The organism is Aliidiomarina sp. (genome assembly GCF_047920995.1).
Lineage (GTDB): Bacteria > Pseudomonadota > Gammaproteobacteria > Enterobacterales > Alteromonadaceae > Aliidiomarina.
On record NZ_JBLRWZ010000022.1, the window covers coordinates 23,366 to 42,911 of the forward strand.

Here is a 19,546-nt window from a genome sequence, read left to right on the forward strand (position 1 = left end):
TCCTTAAAAATCTAGTTTCCATAGCGCTGTTAGGCGCTGTAATCGTTGTACTTGCAATGTCATTGTTTATACGCAGTGCACATGCAAATGTATCACTCATGGTGCTGGGCGATAGCCTCAGCGCAGGCTATGGCTTGTCTGAAGCCGATAGCTGGGTGAGTGAAATTGCCCGGGATTGGCAGGCAAACCACCCTCACCTTAGCATTATTAACGCCAGCATTAGTGGCGAAACCACTGCAGGCGGTTTAAACCGCTTAGAAAATTTACTCGATCGCCATCAACCCAACATGGTGTTTATAGAACTTGGTGGCAATGATGGCTTACGCGGTTTTAATCTTTCTACTATGGAAAACAATTTACGGCAGATGATTACGATCATCCAGTCCAGAAACGTTCAAGTAGCACTCAGCGAAGTTGAAATACCACCAAACCTTGGCCGCCGTTACACCGAAATGTTTCGCCAAGTGTTTCACACTGTAGCCGAAGATAAAGGGATTCCACTCGTGCCGTTCTTTATGCGTGAGGTAGCATTAAACCCTGATCTCATGCAAAGCGATGGAATTCATCCAAACTTAGCCGCACAGCCGAAGATCGCAGCTCTTATGGAGCCACAGCTTCGCGAACTGCTCGAGCAGCAAGTGCTAACGCAAATGGACACAGCGGAATGATTTTCTATTTAAGCCTAGGTAGTAACCTCGCGCCAGAAAAGAACATTGGCTTAGCATTGTATGAGTTGTGTGAGCGCTACCAAACCGCACTGATACTGCCCATCGTACACACAGAGCCCTGTGCTATTCATTCCAGCAATGGCTTTCTCAACAGTATTGCGTTGATTGCCAGTAATGAAAGTACTAGCGAGCTAAAAAGTTGGCTAAATCAGCTCGAGTGTGCTCACGGCCGAGATCGTACAGACCCCAACCGCAGTGCCAAAGATCGCACCTTGGATATCGATATTTTGGCGGCACAAAACACCCTAGATTTTAGTATTACTGAAAGCTTCAACGAGCCCTATGTGCAAGCTTCCATTGTTGCCCTACACGCTCTACAAAACCATTCAACTAACAAGCAACAGAGCACGGCAGCTATTGCGCTGCCGGGCACAGAAAAAACCTTAGGTAACCGAGCGGCCACCATCGATTTTGATCACGCTAGCGGTAATGTACTCATTCGTGAGGATCGCATCGATACCCTTCTCCAACGCTTCGAATCCACCTTCACACGGCAACAGGGTTTCGCTTAATACTTGGCTTTGCTCAGCATTAGAGTGTTCCGGTAAAAACTTAATGGGCCCAGGTTGAATAGCGTTCACCCGAACCTTTGGCGCCAGCCGTTTGGCAAAACTCAACATCAAATTTTCTAAGCCCGCTTTGGTAGAACAATACAAGGCATATTCTTGGTTCGGATTACTGGCATAGATATCAGTAACGTGAATAATATTCGCAGTTGGCCGCGGTGTATTTACCAACAACTCACTCAAGGCGCTATTTAGCGTTGCAGGCAGTTTCATGTGAATTTGATACAAGGCATCATAAAACTCACTAAAATCGTGCTCATGAGCATTGTCGCGCTCATAGATAGATGCATTGTGTAAGATGAAATCAAGATGCTGGTAGCGCTGTTGAATTTGCGCGATCGTTGCATTCACGCTCGCCATATCAAGCGCGTTACAGGCAATAATATCCAAACGGCTCTGCTGCTCAGCAAGTGCTGCTAATTCGCCAGAGCGTTGGCGGGTTAAGGCAATAACTTGCCAGCCTTGGGCCAATAATGAACGGCACATGTGCAAGCCCAAGCGGCGCCCTGCCCCGGTAATTAACGCAATAGGTTGTGAAGATGAAATGGTTGCCAAAAGCCTGTCCTCTGTTCGCAGATGAATAACCCCTAGCTTAACGGATTATCACAGCAAGCAGATCATAAAAACGCAAAAACCCGCTAGCAGCGGGCTTTTAGTTTTTTGAAAAGTGGCGTCCCCTTGCGAGGTTCGAGCGCTTGGTGCCGCTCGTGGACTAAGAGCCGGTGTCCTTTGATAGTTTGAAAAGTGGCGTCCCCTAGGGGATTCGAACCCCTGTTACCGCCGTGAAAGGGCGGTGTCCTAGGCCTCTAGACGAAGGGGACGCATTTCTGTTTACGCTGCAAAATCTTTTCACGATGGTTGCCTAGCTTAAGCCGGCACTTTCACTTGCCGTTTAAGTGGTGGAGCTAAGCGGGATCGAACCGCTGACCTCTTGCATGCCATGCAAGCGCTCTCCCAGCTGAGCTATAGCCCCGAACAACCTAATTTTGCAGTTTTGCTAACGGGAGTTCATCCCCGATAGCGAGGCGCATTCTATGAATAGCCCGCTAAAGTGTCAACTTTTTTTTCGGGGTTTTCTACTGTTCGGCTATTTTTTTACCGATCTGATCTCTTTTTCAACAAATCAATAACCTGAGTAACAAATTTAGCGGTTTTTAATCGTCCGATTCTTCATCAGCATAATATTGATAAATTGGGTCTAAGCCCTCTTTACCCGTAATGGTAACGCCAAGGTCACGCATCAAACCATCACGCACGCTGTAACACCAACCGTGGATACTTAATTTCTGTCCTCTATCCCAGGCTTCCTGAATAATGTGGTTCTTAGATAAGTTGTGCACTTGCTCCACTACATTCAACTCACACATCTTATCGAAACGTTTATCAAATGGCAGATTACACAAATTTTCTTCATTGGCGCGGTAAATATCTTTAATTGGATGCAGCCAATGATCTACCAAACCATGGCGGCTAGTTTCCATAGCTGCATGCACGCCGCCGCAACCGTAATGCCCTACTACCAAGATATGCTTCACTTTTAGGTTCAGTACGGCAAATTCAATAACCGCTAAGCAGTTAAAATCGGTTTGAATTACTTGGTTTGCTACATTTCGGTGCACAAACACTTCACCGGGTGCCATGCCCACAATTTGGTTCGCAGGAACTCGGCTATCGGAACAACCAATCCATAAATACTCTGGCTTCTGCTGATTCACCAAACGGTTAAAGTATTCCGGATCTTGCTCCAGCTGGGCTTTCGCCCAGCTTTTATTATTAGCTAATAACTCACGAATTTTTGGCATTTAGCTGTTTTCCTCTCTTGCCCGAATAAATTCTAGCGCGAGATCAATACGTTCCACTACGGTATGGCGTGGAATCAGTGCTAACGTAGCGTCTAGGGCTGGCGAATTACCACCACCCGTTGCTGCCACGCGCAATGGCATTCCCACCTTACCCATTCCTACGTTCAATGCTTCGCAGGTATCTTGAATGGCTTGGTGAATTGCTTCTACACTCCAGTTACTCAGATTCGCAAAACGCTCGCGAATATCCTGCAGCGGCTCTTTCGCCACTGGCCGCAAGTGTTTCTTCGCAGCTTGCTCGTCAAACTCAGTAACCGACACGAAGAAGTAACGGCTGATCTCGGCCATTTCCTTTAACGTTTTTACACGATCAGCCTGTAGTTTTACTACCTCGACCAGTGCAGGTCCGCTCTCTGTTGCCACGCCTAAACGCGCAAAATGCCAAGCTAATTCAGCCGCCACCTGCTCTGCAGGAAGGGTTTTCATATAATGTTGGTTTAACCAATTCAGCTTCTCGGTATTGAATGCTGAAGCCGCTTTATTAATATCACTCAGTTTAAAAATCTTAATTAGTTCTTCACGGCTAAATATTTCCTGATCACCATGCGACCAACCCAAGCGTACTAAATAGTTAATTACTGCATCGGCAAGATAACCGTTATCACGATATTCAGTAACACTAACCGCACCATGGCGCTTGGAGAGTTTCTTGCCATCATCGCCTAAGATCATCGAAACGTGGGCATATTCTGGCGTTGGTGCCCCTAAAGCTTGCAGGATATTAATTTGCCGCGGGGTGTTATTAATATGATCTTCACCACGAACTACATGGGTAATGCCCATATCCCAATCATCAACCACTACACAAAAATTATAAGTAGGCGTGCCATCGGTACGCGCAATAATCAAATCATCGAGCTCTTTATTGGCAATTTCGATACGGCCGCGAATATGATCATCGAACACAACAGTGCCATCTTGTGGGTTCCGAAAACGCACCACATAAGGCTTGCCTTCATTAGCGGCATGCTGCTCTGCGCTTAAATCACGGCAGCGGCCATCGTAACGCGCCTTTAAACCTGCAGCCATTTGCTCTTCGCGCATAGTTTCTAAGCGTTCTTGCGAGCAATAACACTTATATGCGCGGCCATCAGTTAGCATCTCATCAATCAAGCCCTGATAGCGCTCAAAACGTTTTGTTTGGTAAACTGGTTCTTCATCCCAAGTTAAACCAAGCCATTGCATCCCCTCAAAAATGGCATCAATTGCCGCTTGGGTAGAACGTTCACGATCGGTATCTTCAATCCGCAAAACAAATTTGCCACCTGCTGCGCGTGCTACTAACCAGGCATAAAGAGCAGTACGCGCGCCGCCAACATGCAAATATCCAGTGGGGCTTGGTGCAAAACGAGAAACAACTGACATGAATAATCTTCCTGTTGGTAAAGCAATACATTTACGCCGATTATAACAGAAGAATAACGCCACGGCAGCGATCGCTTTCTGGTACAGTTGCGTAATTAGTTGCTGGGCAAATAATAAACAATGTAAATCACAGCAATAACAACAACAGAGGAAACAAGCATGAGTGCCCTTCTTATCACACTCTTTATCGCAATGTTTTTACCTTACTTGGCGAAGTTGCCACTCATTAAAGCCATGAACGATAGGCCCGGGGGCTATGATAATCGCCTACCTCGCCAGCAACAGGCTGCCCTGAAAGGTTTTGGAGCGCGCGCTACTGCCGCCCATTACAATAGTTTTGAAGCACTAATGGTGTATGCCTGTGCGGTATTTATCGCCGTAAGCATGGGCAAAGTTGATGGCCTTACCATTGCTTTGGGTTGGATATTTGTAGCGGCACGGGTGGGATATGTAGTGTGTTACTGGATTGACAAAGCGAGTTTACGCTCATTGATTTGGCTAGTTAGTATGATAGTCAGTTTTTGGATGGCAGGCCGCGCTATTTGGGGCTAGCCCGCCGCCGAAAAATAAAAAAATCGCACAAAAAACTCGCGATAGCAGCGCTAACGCGAGTTTTTTATTTGGTGGATGGTACTGGGCTCGAACCAGTGACCCCCGCCTTGTAAGGGCGGTGCTCTCCCAGCTGAGCTAACCATCCTAAGCTGGTGTTTACCTCGATTTGCCAAACCGGCTATCGCGATAATAAAAATATGGTGGATGGTACTGGGCTCGAACCAGTGACCCCCGCCTTGTAAGGGCGGTGCTCTCCCAGCTGAGCTAACCATCCGCATTTCGCTGTGTTGCAGGCGGGTATTATAGGGATGCGGCTAAAGCTGTCAACCGCAAATTTAAGCAAATTGTGCCAACTGCTGAAATTTAGCGCATTTTGTTTGCCAAATAACCGCGTTGAATACGCCACGCAGTTACTTTTACCAGTATTACCCAAACGCTTTCAAGTATTACACATTCACTTTCAATTGCTCACGCAAGGCATGAATCTCATCGCGAATCTTGCCAGCTTTTTCGAACTCCAAGTCTTTCGCAGCTTGATACATAGCTTTTTCACGCACACTAATTTCGTGCACAATTTCTTTCGGATCCCGGTATTCCGGTAAACGAATGCCAGCACCGGCAGCCGCAACACGCTCTTTATCACGTTTCCGCTTTTCTGCTGCCTTACCACCACCCAAATCCATTACATCAGTAATTTTCTTATTCAGGCCTTGCGGGGTAATACCATGTTCTAGATTATAGGCTACCTGCTTGGCTCGGCGGCGATCGGTTTCATCCATCGCGCGCTGCATAGAGCCGGTAATGCGATCTGCATACAGAATCGCTTTACCATTCACGTTCCGTGCTGCTCGGCCTATGGTTTGAATCAAGGAACGCTCAGCACGCAAGAAGCCCTCTTTATCCGCATCAAGAATCGCCACTAACGATACCTCAGGCATATCTAAGCCTTCTCGCAATAAGTTGATACCGATGAGTGCATCAAACTCACCTAAACGTAAATCACGAATAATTTCCATGCGCTCTACGGTATCAATATCGGAATGCAAATAGCGCACACGAATACCGTGCTCATCTAGGTAATCAGCCAAATCTTCGGCCATTCGTTTGGTCAGTGTGGTAACCAGAACGCGTTCATTACGGCTTGCGCGGTCTCGGATTTCCGACATCACGTCGTCCACTTGCGTGCCCACTGGGCGAATCTCAATTTCCGGATCGATTAAGCCGGTTGGCCGCACAACCTGCTCTACAAAATCATCACCACACTTCTCAATTTCATACTTACCAGGAGTTGCCGATACATAAATGGTTTGCGGCGATATCGCCTCAAACTCGTTGAACTTAAGCGGCCGATTATCTAGCGCCGAAGGTAACCGGAAGCCATACCCCACTAAATTCTCTTTGCGGGAACGATCGCCTTTGTACATGGCTCCAACTTGCGAAACCGTTACATGTGATTCATCAATAATCAGCAAGGCATTATCGGGCAAGTAATCCATTAGCGTTGGCGGTGGCTCGCCAGGAGCGCGGCCAGATAAATACCGTGAGTAGTTCTCAATACCAGAGCAATACCCCAACTCCAGCATCATCTCGATATCAAATTGGGTGCGCTCACGAATACGTTGTTCTTCAATCAGTTTATTTTCACCCAAAAACTGCTCACGCCGCTCTTTCAGCTCTTCTTTAATATGCTCAATTGCTTCTACAATTTTTTCCCGAGGGGTTACATAGTGAGTTTTCGGGTATACCGTATAACGGGCCAAATCGGCTTGTGTTACTTGGCCGGTAAGGGGTTCAAATAAGCTGATGCGCTCAACTTCATCATCAAACAGTTCAAGGCGCACGGCAACATCATCTGATTCTGCTGGGAATATATCGATTACTTCGCCGCGCACACGATAGGTGCCACGGGTAAACGCATCATCGTTGCGCTTGTACTGTAAGGTAGCCAAAGTGCGCAGCACATCACGCTGATCAATCATATCGCCACGGCGTAAATGCAGCATCATTTTCATATACGATTCAGGATCACCCAAACCATAGATTGCCGAAACGGATGCAATTAACACTACATCACGGCGCTCCATAAGTGCCTTGGTGGCCGATAATCGCATTTGTTCAATGTGTTCGTTTATCGAGGCATCTTTTTCAATAAACGTGTCTGTAGTGGGCACATAAGCTTCCGGCTGATAGTAATCGTAATAAGAAACGAAATATTCCACCGCATTATTCGGAAAGAATTCTTTCATTTCACCATACAGCTGGGCAGCTAGTGTTTTGTTGTGGGCTAAAATCAGCGTTGGCCGATTAGTAGTTGCAATCACATTTGCCATGGTAAAGGTTTTACCGGAACCCGTTACGCCCAACAAGGTTTGTTGCGCTAGGCCAGCTTCAAGGTTTTCAATCAGTTTGGCGATCGCTTTCGGCTGATCACCAGCTGGTTGATAATCAGAAACAAGCTGGAAATCACGCGCCATGTTGTTCTCCTTCAGGTTTTTGAGCATTCGCTTCGGCATTCTTTTGTAACCGAGCCGCAGTATGTTTATCAATAATGCCGGCTTGGCCATTGGTTTCTCGCATAAACCAACGATAAGCAATTACCGCCGTAATCACATTCGCGATCACCCCGCCGGCAAATAAGCCAGGTAAACCAAACAATGTATTGCCTAACCAAGAAAGCGGTACAAACATTACAAATAAGCGAATGATGCTCAGCCATAACGCCTGAATTGGCAAGTGCAGTGCATTCAATGACGAGTTGGTAAGAATAATCCAACCCTGCAAACCATAGCCAATCGGCATAATCCATACGAATAATGCCAATACTCGAGCTACTTCGGCATCGCGGGCAAACGCTAACTGTATTAACGGCAGCAACGCTAACATACATAAGTACATTACCGCTTGCATCAGCAATACAAACCGCAAAGCAGTTTTGTAGGCTTCTTGTACGCGGCGAATTTTTCCGGCGCCAAAGTTTTGGCTAATGAAAGGTGGCAATGCCATGGAAAGCGCCAATATCACCACCGAAGCAATCGATTCTATGCGCGCCCCAGCACCGAACGCGGCTACCGCGGGTGCGCCATGGGTTGCCACAATGGCCGTTAATATACCCATGGCGATTGGCGTGAGCATATTCGCGCTGGCCGCAGGTAAACCAATCTTCATTAACTGGCGCGCGTATTTGAGAAATTCTTTAACACTTGGCGGAATCGGATCAATTAATTTATTTCGCCACACCAACAAATAGATGATCGCGGCAAAACCAATTAACCATGAACCCACACTGGCATAAGCAGCGCCCTGCATGCCCATGGCTGGAATCGGCCCCCAACCAAAAATCAAGATGGGATCAAGAATAGCGTTTGTTAAACCGCCAGCGGCCATTATTAATGAAGGTGTTTTGGTATCACCGGCAGCCCGCAGAATGCTATTCCCCACCATGGGTAACACCAAGAAAACGGCGCCCGCAAACCAAATATTCATGTATTGATTAATCAGTGGCTGTATTTCTGCACTAGCACCGAGCATAGAAAAAATTGGCTGGGAAAATAGATAGCCAAGTAGCGCCAACAAGGCCACCAAGGATGCAGCTAGCCAAAGTGCAGAGCTACCACAATGGCGCGCTTCTTCATAATCATCAGCACCCAGCTTGCGCGCAATTACCGCCGAGGTACCAATGCCCAAACCAATGGTTAAACTGATAATGGTAAAGGTAACCGGAAAGGTAAAACCGATCGCGGCGAGCGATTCAGTACCCAGCAAGCTAATGAAAAAGGTATCAACAAGATTAAAGCTGAGCAGCGTAAGCACACCAAATATCATCGGCCAGGTCATCGACCATAGCGTACTCGGAATCGGCGCGTTGAGCATTTGTTCAGATTTAATTGATGCTGCAGACGAGCGCATTCCTACTCCACTTCATAAATCGAGTAGGGCTACTCGATGTTTCTTAAAAAAGAGCGCATAGCATACCCTATTTTACCGTTAAAAGCCATGTAACACGCGCTGCCTCACTAGACATTTAGCACCATTGCACATATAGTTGTGAGCGTTATTTTAAGTAGTTGTGAGCGTTATTTTAAGCTCAATACACCCTTCAATTTCCTTTTAAACTTACGTTCATAGGTGCCGTGTGGATTACAAACTTTCCGAGCGCGTTAATGCAATAAAGCCCTCACCAACTCTCGCAGTAAGCCAGAAAGCGGCTGAACTAAAAGCAGCCGGTGCCGATGTGATTGGCTTAGGTGTTGGTGAGCCCGATTTCACTACACCTGAATTTATCTGCACTGCTGCAAAGGCGGCTATTGATGCTGGACATACTCGCTATACCGCAGTAGATGGTATTCCGGAGTTGAAGCAAGCGGTATGCGATAAGTTTCTGCGCGATAATCAACTCTCCTATGAACCGAACCAAATACTAGTATCTGCTGGCGGTAAGCACAGCATTTTCAATCTTCTTACTGCTTGGTTAGATGCGGGTGATGAAGTAGTAATTCCGGCACCCTACTGGGTTTCTTACCCAGATATGACCCTTCTTGTAGGTGCTAAACCCGTAGTAATTGAAGCGGGGATTGAACAAGCGTACAAAATTACAGCTGAGCAACTCGATGCCGCCATCACGAGTAAAACCAAATTACTCTTTTTAAATAGCCCTTCCAACCCAACAGGTATGGCGTACACAGCGGAAGAACTGCAAAGTTTAGCGGCGGTACTGCGCAAGCATCCGCAGGTGCTGATTGCTACCGATGATATGTATGAACATATCTTGTGGACCAAAGAACCCTTTGTAAACCTACCAATGATTGCGCCAGACCTGATAGATCGCACTGTAATCCTCTCTGGCGTATCCAAAGCATATGCCATGACCGGATGGCGCATTGGTTACGCAGCGGGCCCACAGAAGCTCATTGCGGCAATGAAGAAAGTACAATCACAAAGCACCTCAAATCCAGCATCTATTTCGCAGTATGCTGCGCTAGCCGCACTTACCGGTGATCAAAGCTTCATTGGTGAAATGGTTACAGAATTCCGTGCCCGCCACGATACCTTGGTTGCTGAATTGAGCAAAATCCCTGGCCTGAAAGTACGCGCTGGCGATGGCACTTTCTACACCTTCCCAAATATTGAGGGTTTAATGGCGGCCGTTGGTGTAAACACAGATATCGAGCTGTGTGAAAAGCTTCTTAGCGAAGCCAATGTTGCGCTAGTACCGGGCTCTGCGTTCGGCGCGCCAGGCCATTTTCGCTTATCCTTCGCGGCCAGCCGTGAGGTTCTTAGTGAAGCCGTGCAGCGCATTGCTAAGTTTGCCCAGCACTATGCATAACGGAAACTAGCATACCTAGCGAAACGATATAGGGTTGCTCTCGAAGCTCATTAACAACCCTATTAAAACTTACAAAAAAGATTTGTATTAAATGCCACGCTCAGTGAAACATTCTGAACGTGGCATTTTTTTATTTTACTAACTTGATTAGATTTGCCTAATAGAAGCCTTAAAAGTAATTGTTTCTTTTGTGAAAACAAGTGCTTTTTACGCTAGTAAAAGGCGCATGAAGTCAAGTTGTAATATTTTACAAATGGTATAGTTTCTGTACAGGTTTGCGGTTACTACCATCGTAACTCCAGCAAAAACGGGCACTTACCTCGTTACTTGCATGAAAGTAATACACAATTTTTTTCGCTTCCTGCTGAAATATTGCGCCATAGCTGTGCAAAAACTCATCCAGATCCAGCCTAAAGCTATAAATAATTGATATATATAGAAAATAAAAAACATGCCAATTTTTAATCTAACGATAAAATCAGCTATAGCCCCTATAAAATAAGCTCGCCCACAGAGTTAACCACAAGGTTATCCACAGAAATAGTGGATAAGATCCTGTACGCCACGAGTATCAAGCGATCATTGCAGTTGTGGATAAAATGTTAACGGGGGGAACCACATATTCTAGGTAAAAACTACTCTTTTCTGTAACTAATTAGTAGTAACTGAATGAAGCACGATAAAATATGAACAACACGTTCAAAATCTATGCATTTAGCACAAAAACATGAATTTTATCGCTTTCATATATTGACACTATCGCCCTAGCGCTTTAACATTCCGCCCCGTTAAGCAATTCCCCAGTAGCTCAGTTGGTTAGAGCGGTGGACTGTTAATCCATGTGTCGTTGGTTCGAATCCAACCTGGGGAGCCATTCTAAGGTAATACCGCTACTACAAAACCTGCGATCATAGAGCCCAAAATGGCGCCAGCAATCACGTCACTCGGATAATGTACCCCAAGCGCAACGCGTGAAATGGCCACACATGTAGCCCAACCGTAAAACACCGGTGCCCACACGGGAAAGCTTGCCACAACTAACGCAGCAAATAGGAACGCGGCCGTTGAATGGCCGGAAGGAAAGGAAAAGCGGTCTGCTGGCTTTAATACTGGCTTGTATTTGCGTAACAAGATCGGCCGATCTCGCCGTAATAAATTTTTTAAACCAATAAACAGCGGGATCTCGATAGCATATGCAAGTAGCGCTCGTTGAATAAACAAGATACTCCCCTCAATAGCGGCAATACCTGCAAACAGCGCGAACAACGCATAATAAGGTCCATCACCACTGCGCGATAGCCAGAATGCCAAACGGCTTTTCCGCAGTGCTCGCGTAGATTGAAACAGCCAATGAAACACTGCCTCATCTATTGCTCGCAAGCGTTTTAAAATCGATAGCAACCGAAGGCTCCTTACTACTAAAATTCGCCCGTGGGCATTTGTTCGAACCATGTATATTACTGCAAACCTCGGCTAGTGCCTACACAAGCACTCATGAAAATCGGTAGGTTGCTAGCAATTATCGAAAAAACCTACATTCTGTAAGTTGTTTCTGCAGCTCTAAAGCCTGATAATAGCAGTACTAATTTCTGCACCACCGCACAGATACACCTAAAGGTTGTAGATGACTGAAATTCTCTTACTACTCGTAGCTACAGTACTAGTGAACAACTTTGTGTTAGTTCAGTTCCTTGGCCTATGCCCATTTATGGGCGTATCAAACAGGTTAGAAACTGCAATTGGCATGTCGTTGGCTACTACATTTGTGCTTACCCTTGCATCGGTGAGCAGCTATCTGGTGAATGAATATATCTTACAGCCCTTCAATTTAATGTCGCTGCGCACCCTTAGCTTTATTCTCGTTATTGCCGTGGTTGTGCAATTTACCGAAATGGTAGTGCACAAAACCAGCCCTACCCTGTATCGCCTATTGGGTATTTTTCTGCCATTAATTACTACTAATTGCGCGGTGTTAGGTGTAGCGCTCCTGAACGTAAACGAGCAACATGATTTCATTCAATCCATTGTGTATGGTTTTGGCGCTGCGGCAGGTTTTTCCTTGGTATTAGTATTGTTTGCGGCATTACGAGAACGTGTGGCCGCAGCTGATGTACCACAGCCCTTTAAAGGTGCCGCTATTGGTATGATTGTTGCGGGCTTGATGTCGCTTGCCTTTATGGGCTTTTCTGGCTTGGTGAGCGTATCATGAGCTGGGTAATTGGTATTTCTGCATTAGCAATCATGGCTCTGATTGCCGGCCTTATTCTTGGCTTTGCAGCTATCCGCTTTCGGGTGGAAAGTGATCCTATCGTTGAGCAAATCGATAGTATTTTACCGCAAACCCAGTGCGGCCAATGCGGCTATCCGGGTTGTCGCCCATACGCAGAAGCGATTGCTAATGGTGATGAATTAAATAAGTGCCCTCCAGGTGGCCAAGCCACCATTGATAAGTTGGCTGATTTGCTGGGCCGTGAAGCGAAACCCTTAGATGCTGCGCATGGTGAAGAAGATATTAAGAAGGTAGCGGTAATCCGCGAAGATGAGTGTATTGGCTGTACCAAATGTATTCAGGCGTGTCCGGTAGATGCCATTCTAGGTGCTACCAAGCAAATGCATACGGTAATCGCCGATGAATGCACGGGTTGTGATTTATGCGTAGAACCCTGCCCGGTAGATTGTATCGATATGGTTCCAGTAGAGCCCAAGCCGGAACGCTGGAAGTGGCAGTTAGAGCAAATCCCCGTTATAGAAATGAATCACTTAGCTGAGCTTGGGCAAACATCAGTTAATGGCAGCAACGAACCGGAAGTAACAAAACAGCAACAGGTGAATGGTTAATGGCAATTGAAATTACCGCAACAAGCCGGCTGTGGAATTTCCCGGGAGGTGTTCAACCTGATGAACGGAAATCTCCGGCCAACTTAAAGCCCATTCAACGCTTTCCGCTGGCACCCATGCTGTATATTCCCCTGCGCCAACATGCCGGCGCGGCAGGTGAGCTATGTGTTGCAGTAGGTGATTATGTTTTAAAAGGCCAGCCGCTCAGCATACCCGGCGTTGATAATGGTTTACCTATTCATGCCTCTACCTCAGGCACTATTAAAGCCATTACTGAGCACCCATTAAATCATCCTTCTGGGTTAAGCGGCCTCACCGTGTATCTGCAACCCGATGATCAAGATGCGCCGTATCCATATCAACCTATTGCCGATATTCATGCCATTAGCCAGCGCGAAGTGCTCCAGCACTTACAACAAATGGGCATTGCTGGCCTTGGTGGTGCAGGGTTCCCCACCGCGCGTAAGGTTGCTGGAGCGCGCAATATTGATGCATTGATTATCAATGGCATTGAATGTGAGCCCTATATTGTTGCCGACGATCGCTTAATGCGCGAACACGCGGCAAAAATTCTGCGAGGTTGTGAGCTACTGCAACAACTCACTAGTGCAAAAAGCGTTATTTTCGCGATTGAAGACAATAAGCCAGAAGCGATTAATGCGGTGGCCACTGCAATAGCCGAAACTAGCAGTACTGCGATTGCCAACATTATTCTTCGCGTAATCCCCACCAAGTACCCATCGGGGGGCGAAAAACAGCTAATTCAAATTCTTACTGGCAAGCAAGTACCAGCAAATGGCTTGCCCGCCGATATCGGCATTCTTATGCAAAATGTGGCCACAGCGTATGCGGTGGCTCATGCCATTGATGTGGGCGAACCACTGCTTGAGCGTGTGGTTACCTTAACTGGCGAAGCACTACACCACCCCGGCACTGCGTGGGTCCCGCTAGGTACACCAGTAGAGTATCTATTACAGCAATCAGGCTTTCAGCCCAGTAAACACCAGCGCGTTATTATTGGCGGCCCAATGATGGGTTATACCATTGCCAACCTGCAGGTACCGGCTACCAAAACTACCAACTGCATTTTAGCGCCCACCGCTTCGGAACTTGCCCCAGCTGATGCTGAAATGGCCTGTATTCGCTGCGGTGCTTGTGAACAAGCCTGCCCCGCATCGTTACTGCCTCAGCAATTATATTGGCACGCCAAGGCGCAGGATTATGATGCGTTAAAGCAGCACCATATTGTAGATTGTATCGAGTGCGGTATTTGCGCTTATGTATGCCCCAGCCAAATTCCACTAGTGCAATACTATCGGCAAGCAAAAGCAGAAATCCGCGAACAAGCAATTGAACACCAAAAAGCGGAAATTGCTCGGCAACGATTTGAGGCCCGGCAATTACGCTTAGAGCGCGAGAAAGAAGAACGCTTAGAGAAGCATCGGCGCGCTGCAGAAGCTCGCAAAGCAGCGCAAGCTGCACGAGCCGCAGAAGCGCCAACATCACCAGCTACTCCAGATACCAAGCCTGGTGCTGGCAAAGGCACCAGTGCGGCTGTGCAAGCTGCCCTAGCGCGGGCAAAAGCTAAGAAAGCCGCGCAAGCTAATGCCGAAAGCCAAAATAGTGCGGCCGAAAACGAACGTAAAGGTAAGCAAAACTGATGAGTTTTTATATCGCCTCTTCACCGCATAATCATCAACGCCGTACCACGGCAACCCTGATGAACATTGTACTGTTTGCTATGATCCCAGGGTTCATAGCGCAGCTATATTTCTTTGGTTGGGGCGTGTTATTTCAACTCGGAGTGGCGATTGCCGTAGCTTGCGCCTGCGAAGCGCTGTGTTTAATGGCGCGCGATCGCAGTGCGATGTCTGGGTTACGCGATAATACCGCTATTGTTACCGCTGCATTGCTAGCGGTGAGCATCCCGCCGCTTGCCCCTTGGTGGGTGATTGTAATTGGTACGCTGTTCTCGATAGGCGTAGTAAAACACTTATTTGGCGGCGTAGGCCAAAACATCTTCAATCCTGCGATGGCCGGTTATGTACTGCTGTTAATATCGTTTCCCGTGCAAATGACCGCCTGGCTACCACCGGCTAGCTTGGCTACCAATGTACCTAGCTTCCTCGATTCCCTGCACTTGTTCCTGTTTCAATACACCAGTGACGGCTACAGCGTGGAACAAATGCGGCGCATTGATACCGGCACCTTATTAGATGCGGTAGTAATGGCCACCCCGTTAGACCATATTAAAACCCAACTAAGCCAAGGTTTAACCTTAGGGGAAGCCACCCAACATCAGCAATTCACCGGTATAGCCGGAATGGGTTGGCAGTGGGTAAATGCAGGCTATTTACTCGGTGGCTTGGTATTACTGCAACAACGGGTAATTCAATGGCACATCCCAGGGGCGTTTCTTGGCGCGCTTGCAGTTTGTGCCATCATTGGCAGTGTATTTGCGCCCGATTATTTGCCCGGCTTGAATATTCATTTGTTTAGCGGCGCAACCATGCTGGCAGCATTCTTCATTGCTACCGATCCGGTATCCGCAGCTACTTCTAATCGCGGCAAGCTAATTTATGCAGCACTCATTGGTGTGCTGGTGTATCTCATTCGCAGCTTTGGCGGCTATCCAGATGCAGTAGCCTTTGCCGTGCTGCTCGCAAACCTTTGTGTACCGGTAATAGACCAATACACCCGCCCTACTACCTATGGCTACCAACGAGAGGAACGTTAATGCTGAGAAATATGCAAAAAAACGGCCTTATTCTTGGTGCCTTTGCTCTTGCGGCAACATCCTTAGTGGTGGGAACACAATTTTTAACCGCCGATCGTATTGCCGAGCAACAGCGTAACGAACTTTTACGCACCTTGAATGAGTTAGTACCTGCTAGCCAACATGATAACGATCTATACGCCGATTGCGCCTTCATTGCAGCACCAAGTGTTTTAGGTGCCGCGAAGCAGCCGGTATATCGTGCTCGCATGGCAGGAATGAACAACGCAGTGGTGCTGCGTACTACGGCAACAGATGGCTACAGTGGCAATATCCACATGTTGGTGGCAGTGCATCGCAGCGGTACCGTGCAGGGTGTGCGCGTTTTGCAACATCGCGAAACCCCGGGTTTAGGCGATAAAATTGAACTAGCAAAAAGCCCTTGGATCCTTAGCTTCGATGGCAAACAAGTACGTACAGAAAATGATGCTCGCTGGGCTGTGCGCCGTGATAATGGTATGTTTGATCAGTTTACTGGTGCCACCATTACCCCGCGTGCGGTAGTGAATGCCGTACAAAAAGCGGCATGGTTTGCTAGTGAAAACACCGAAATGCTGTTTACTGCCCCGGCGAATTGTTATCAGGAGCCAAGCGCATGAGTAACGAGTACGCAACGCTAAGTAAAGATGGTTTATGGGAAAATAATCCTGCCCTCGTGCAACTATTGGGCCTTTGCCCATTGCTCGCTGTATCAGGAACCGTTACCAATGCGCTCGGTCTTGGTATTGCCACCATGCTGGTACTGGTAGGTTCAAATATCACGGTTTCGTTAGTGCGTAATTTTGTGCCCAATGAAATCCGTATACCGGTTTTTGTAATCGTAATTGCTACCTTTGTAACGCTGGTAGAACTCACTATGAATGCCTTTACCTATGGCTTATTCATGGCCTTAGGCATCTTTATTCCGTTAATTGTTACCAACTGTGCCATCATTGGCCGAGCGGAAGCTTATGCTTCCAAGAATGCTTGGCATAAAGCAGGGTTTGATGGTTTGATGATGGGCTTAGGCTTTGCCGCAGTACTGGTAGCTCTTGGCGCAATGCGCGAGCTGCTTGGCCAAGGCACGCTATTCGATGGCGCCGAACTATTACTTGGCGCATGGGCCAGCGAATTGCGTATCCAACTCATTCAGTTTGATTATCCGCTGCTGTTAGCCATTCTGCCGCCAGGTGCATTTATTTGTATGGGCTTTTTAATTGCCGGGAAAAACTGGCTTGATTTGCGGCGCAAAGAGAAGCTCGCTAAACAGCCAATCGCAAAAGCACAGCGCGCGCGAGTAACAACAGTAAATTAATAAGAATATTATGAATCAACAAAAACGCATTGAAATCTTAATGCGGCTGCGGGCCGAAAACCCCAGCCCTACTACGGAACTGAATTTCAGTAACCCATTTGAGCTCCTGATTGCCGTGCTTCTCTCTGCGCAAGCAACGGATGTTGGGGTAAATAAAGCCACAGGGCCATTGTTTGCCGTTGCCAACAACCCTGCCGATATGTTGGCGTTAGGTGTGGATGGCGTAAAAGATTATATTAAAACCATTGGCCTATTTAATACCAAGGCCGAAAATGTGATTAAAACCTGCCGCATGTTAGTAGAATTGCATGGCGGCGAGGTGCCCGAAGATCGTGCAGCGCTAGAGGCACTGCCAGGGGTTGGCCGGAAAACTGCAAATGTGGTGCTTAACACGGCCTTTGGTTGGCCAACTATTGCGGTAGATACGCATATTTTTCGGGTAAGCAATCGTACCAAGTTAGCACCGGGTAAAACGGTAGAAGCAGTAGAGCAGCGGCTATTGAAAGTAGTGCCTGCAGAATTCAAGGTAGATGTGCATCATTGGCTCATCTTGCATGGGCGCTATACCTGTATCGCTCGTAAACCACGATGTGGCTCGTGCTTGATCGAAGATCTTTGTGAGTATGCTAATAAAATCGAGCTGTAAAGTACTACGTTTATGGCAAGTAGCAAGAACTCTTGATACGGCTTGAGTAATAGGCTTAGGTGATAAGCTTAGGTGATAGTTGCGCTTCGTAATACTCACTGTAATACTGAGCTTAACTCACCCATTTAGAGGAAACGAAATGAAGCTTACAATGATCGGTTTAATCGCGCTTGCTACTCATCTTTTTGTTGGCATTAGTTATGCCCAACCAGCAGCTGATGTTTCCTCAAGCAACGCCACTATTAGTAATGAATTAGAGCAACGCGTTATCGAATGGCGCCGCGATATTCACCAGCATCCAGAACTAAGTAATCGAGAGTTTCGCACAGCCGGCGTTGTGGCTGAGCATTTGCGTGCCTTAGGCTTGGAAGTAACCACTGAAATTGCCCATACCGGTGTGGTGGGTATCCTTCGTGGCGGCCGCCCTGGGCCAACCATCGCGTTGCGTGCCGATATGGATGCCCTACCGGTACAAGAAATGACCGATGTACCCTTCGCCTCTACTGCAACTGGCGAATACCGAGGCCGTGAGGTGCCGGTAATGCACGCGTGCGGCCATGATCTGCACGTAGCCATGTTAATGGGTGCCGCAGAATATTTAGCCGGCGTGCAAGAGCAACTTGCTGGCAACGTTATGTTTATCTTCCAGCCTGCGGAAGAAGGTGCTCCTGAAGGCGAAGAAGGCGGTGCTGAGCTAATGCTCAAAGAAGGCCTATTCGATATTGCCAAACCCGAAGCTGTGCTCGGAATTCACGTTTGGTCGGCAGGCACTACGGGGCATATTGGGTATCGTAAAGGGCCTTTAATGGCGTCTTCCGATCGCTTTGAAATTCGCGTGCGTGGTGAACAAACTCATGGCTCACGGCCCTGGGGTGGCGTTGATCCTATCGTGGTTGCAAGCCAAATTATCAACAACGTACAAACCATTGTTAGCCGCCAAGTAGATATTACTAAAGCACCCGCCGTAGTAAGTTTTGGTATCGTTGAAGGTGGCGTACGCAATAATATTATTCCCGACGAAGTTTACCTTGAGGGCACCATTCGTAATTTCGATATGGGTATTCGCAGCCAGATTTTTGAGAAGTTAACCACTACCGCGGAAATGACAGCGGCTGCTAGTGGCGCCAAAGCAGAAGTTACCATTCATGAAGGCTACCCCGTTACCGTGAACGATCCAGAACTCGTAGCCCGAATGATGCCCACAACAGAACGAGTTATTGGCCGTGATAAGGTGTATGAGGCTGATTTGGTAACAGGGGCAGAGGATTTCTCATTCTACGCTATGGAAGTTCCTGGTATGTTTGTATTTCTTGGTATTACACCACCAAACCAAGAGCCGAGCACAGCACCCAGTAATCACTCGCCCTACTTCTACGCCGACGAAGCTGCATTACGTGTTGGCACGGAATTATTTATTAATTGGGCTTTAGATTATCCTGCCACGCATTAATTCTGTTACTCGAAACATGAATGGAGCCCGCGAATAACAGGGTAATTTTGCGCTAAATTTATCTAAAAAATAAAGGATTGTAATGAGTACTGCTGAACCAGCTTCATCTAACGAACAACGTCGGCCTACCATTAAAGAACGCTTTC

General features: G+C 47.3%; 17 protein-coding genes, 5 tRNA genes and 1 pseudogene. 13 read left to right on the plus strand and 10 right to left on the minus strand.

The genetic code is table 11. From position 1 onward, the window contains the following. Positions 1 to 56: 56 nt before the first annotated feature. Positions 57 to 668 (plus strand): arylesterase, encoded by a 612-nt coding sequence (locus tag ACNA7P_RS07450; RefSeq protein ID WP_416257997.1) that lies wholly within the window; start codon positions 57 to 59, stop codon positions 666 to 668. After that, positions 665 to 964, plus strand: a pseudogene (locus ACNA7P_RS07455) (2-amino-4-hydroxy-6-hydroxymethyldihydropteridine diphosphokinase); the annotation flags it as partial. The gene ACNA7P_RS07450 and the pseudogene ACNA7P_RS07455, both read left to right, overlap by 4 nt. A 147-nt stretch (positions 965 to 1,111) precedes the next feature. Here ACNA7P_RS07455 and ACNA7P_RS07460 read toward each other — a convergent pair. The 5 genes from ACNA7P_RS07460 to gltX all read right to left on the minus strand — a co-directional run bounded on the left by ACNA7P_RS07460 (position 1,112) and on the right by gltX (position 4,521). Continuing rightward, positions 1,112 to 1,849 (minus strand): SDR family NAD(P)-dependent oxidoreductase, encoded by a 738-nt coding sequence (locus ACNA7P_RS07460; protein ID WP_416257998.1) that lies wholly within the window; start codon positions 1,847 to 1,849, stop codon positions 1,112 to 1,114. A gap of 190 nt (positions 1,850 to 2,039) precedes the next feature. After that, positions 2,040 to 2,115 (minus strand) — tRNA-Glu (locus ACNA7P_RS07465). Positions 2,116 to 2,191: 76 nt separating this feature from the next. Further along, positions 2,192 to 2,267 (minus strand) — tRNA-Ala (locus tag ACNA7P_RS07470). A gap of 181 nt (positions 2,268 to 2,448) precedes the next feature. Continuing rightward, entirely contained in the window at positions 2,449 to 3,096 is a 648-nt protein-coding gene (gene can, locus ACNA7P_RS07475; protein ID WP_416257999.1) for a carbonate dehydratase, read from the minus strand. After that, positions 3,097 to 4,521, minus strand: a complete 1,425-nt coding sequence (gene gltX, locus ACNA7P_RS07480) for a glutamate--tRNA ligase (protein ID WP_416258000.1) — start codon at positions 4,519 to 4,521, stop codon at positions 3,097 to 3,099. Between the two features lie 159 nt (positions 4,522 to 4,680). On the opposite strand from gltX, the gene ACNA7P_RS07485 reads away from it, so the two are divergent. Beyond that, on the plus strand, positions 4,681 to 5,073 hold the full coding sequence (locus ACNA7P_RS07485; RefSeq protein WP_416258001.1) for an MAPEG family protein: 393 nt from the start codon (positions 4,681 to 4,683) through the stop codon (positions 5,071 to 5,073). 69 nt (positions 5,074 to 5,142) lie between these two features. Here the strand turns inward: ACNA7P_RS07485 and ACNA7P_RS07490 are convergent. From ACNA7P_RS07490 to ACNA7P_RS07505, 4 genes are all read right to left on the minus strand, one after another. Then, positions 5,143 to 5,218, minus strand: a tRNA-Val gene (locus tag ACNA7P_RS07490). Positions 5,219 to 5,271: 53 nt separating this feature from the next. Further along, positions 5,272 to 5,347: transfer RNA gene (locus ACNA7P_RS07495), tRNA-Val, on the minus strand. A gap of 172 nt (positions 5,348 to 5,519) precedes the next feature. After that, positions 5,520 to 7,637: an excinuclease ABC subunit UvrB gene (gene uvrB / locus ACNA7P_RS07500; protein WP_416258002.1), complete on the minus strand. Its 2,118-nt coding sequence runs from the start codon at positions 7,635 to 7,637 to the stop codon at positions 5,520 to 5,522. Then, a complete protein-coding gene (locus ACNA7P_RS07505; protein ID WP_416258003.1) occupies positions 7,537 to 8,979 on the minus strand; it encodes an MATE family efflux transporter in 1,443 nt (480 codons plus the stop codon). The genes uvrB and ACNA7P_RS07505 overlap by 101 nt, the downstream gene beginning before the upstream one ends. Before the next feature lie 226 nt (positions 8,980 to 9,205). On the opposite strand from ACNA7P_RS07505, the gene ACNA7P_RS07510 reads away from it, so the two are divergent. Both ACNA7P_RS07510 and ACNA7P_RS07515 read left to right on the plus strand, forming a co-directional pair. Beyond that, entirely contained in the window at positions 9,206 to 10,396 is a 1,191-nt protein-coding gene (locus ACNA7P_RS07510; RefSeq protein ID WP_416258004.1) for a pyridoxal phosphate-dependent aminotransferase, read from the plus strand. Positions 10,397 to 11,193: 797 nt separating this feature from the next. Continuing rightward, positions 11,194 to 11,270: transfer RNA gene (locus tag ACNA7P_RS07515), tRNA-Asn, on the plus strand. 2 nt (positions 11,271 to 11,272) lie between these two features. Here the strand turns inward: ACNA7P_RS07515 and ACNA7P_RS07520 are convergent. Then, entirely contained in the window at positions 11,273 to 11,797 is a 525-nt protein-coding gene (locus ACNA7P_RS07520) for a phosphatase PAP2 family protein (RefSeq protein ID WP_416258005.1), read from the minus strand. A gap of 223 nt (positions 11,798 to 12,020) precedes the next feature. On the opposite strand from ACNA7P_RS07520, the gene rsxA reads away from it, so the two are divergent. The 8 genes from rsxA to ACNA7P_RS07560 all read left to right on the plus strand — a co-directional run bounded on the left by rsxA (position 12,021) and on the right by ACNA7P_RS07560 (position 19,400). Beyond that, positions 12,021 to 12,605 (plus strand): electron transport complex subunit RsxA, encoded by a 585-nt coding sequence (gene rsxA, locus ACNA7P_RS07525; RefSeq protein ID WP_416258006.1) that lies wholly within the window; start codon positions 12,021 to 12,023, stop codon positions 12,603 to 12,605. Further along, a complete protein-coding gene (gene rsxB, locus ACNA7P_RS07530; protein WP_416258007.1) occupies positions 12,602 to 13,234 on the plus strand; it encodes an electron transport complex subunit RsxB in 633 nt (210 codons plus the stop codon). Before rsxA ends, rsxB begins: the two co-directional genes overlap by 4 nt. Further along, positions 13,234 to 14,895 (plus strand): electron transport complex subunit RsxC, encoded by a 1,662-nt coding sequence (rsxC, locus tag ACNA7P_RS07535; RefSeq protein ID WP_416258008.1) that lies wholly within the window; start codon positions 13,234 to 13,236, stop codon positions 14,893 to 14,895. Before rsxB ends, rsxC begins: the two co-directional genes overlap by 1 nt. After that, positions 14,895 to 15,971 carry an electron transport complex subunit RsxD gene (gene rsxD / locus ACNA7P_RS07540; protein ID WP_416258009.1) on the plus strand — a complete coding sequence of 359 codons (1,077 nt, stop codon included), beginning with the start codon at positions 14,895 to 14,897 and terminating at the stop codon, positions 15,969 to 15,971. The genes rsxC and rsxD overlap by 1 nt, the downstream gene beginning before the upstream one ends. Then, the gene (rsxG, locus tag ACNA7P_RS07545; protein ID WP_416258010.1) at positions 15,971 to 16,609 is read left to right on the plus strand and encodes an electron transport complex subunit RsxG; all 639 of its coding nucleotides are present in this window, start codon (positions 15,971 to 15,973) and stop codon (positions 16,607 to 16,609) included. Before rsxD ends, rsxG begins: the two co-directional genes overlap by 1 nt. Beyond that, positions 16,606 to 17,304: an electron transport complex subunit E gene (locus ACNA7P_RS07550; protein ID WP_416258011.1), complete on the plus strand. Its 699-nt coding sequence runs from the start codon at positions 16,606 to 16,608 to the stop codon at positions 17,302 to 17,304. The genes rsxG and ACNA7P_RS07550 overlap by 4 nt, the downstream gene beginning before the upstream one ends. Positions 17,305 to 17,314: 10 nt before the next feature. Next, positions 17,315 to 17,950, plus strand: a complete 636-nt coding sequence (nth, locus tag ACNA7P_RS07555; protein WP_416258012.1) for an endonuclease III — start codon at positions 17,315 to 17,317, stop codon at positions 17,948 to 17,950. A gap of 139 nt (positions 17,951 to 18,089) precedes the next feature. Further along, positions 18,090 to 19,400 (plus strand): amidohydrolase, encoded by a 1,311-nt coding sequence (locus ACNA7P_RS07560; protein WP_416258013.1) that lies wholly within the window; start codon positions 18,090 to 18,092, stop codon positions 19,398 to 19,400. The last annotated feature ends 146 nt before the right edge of the window (positions 19,401 to 19,546 follow it).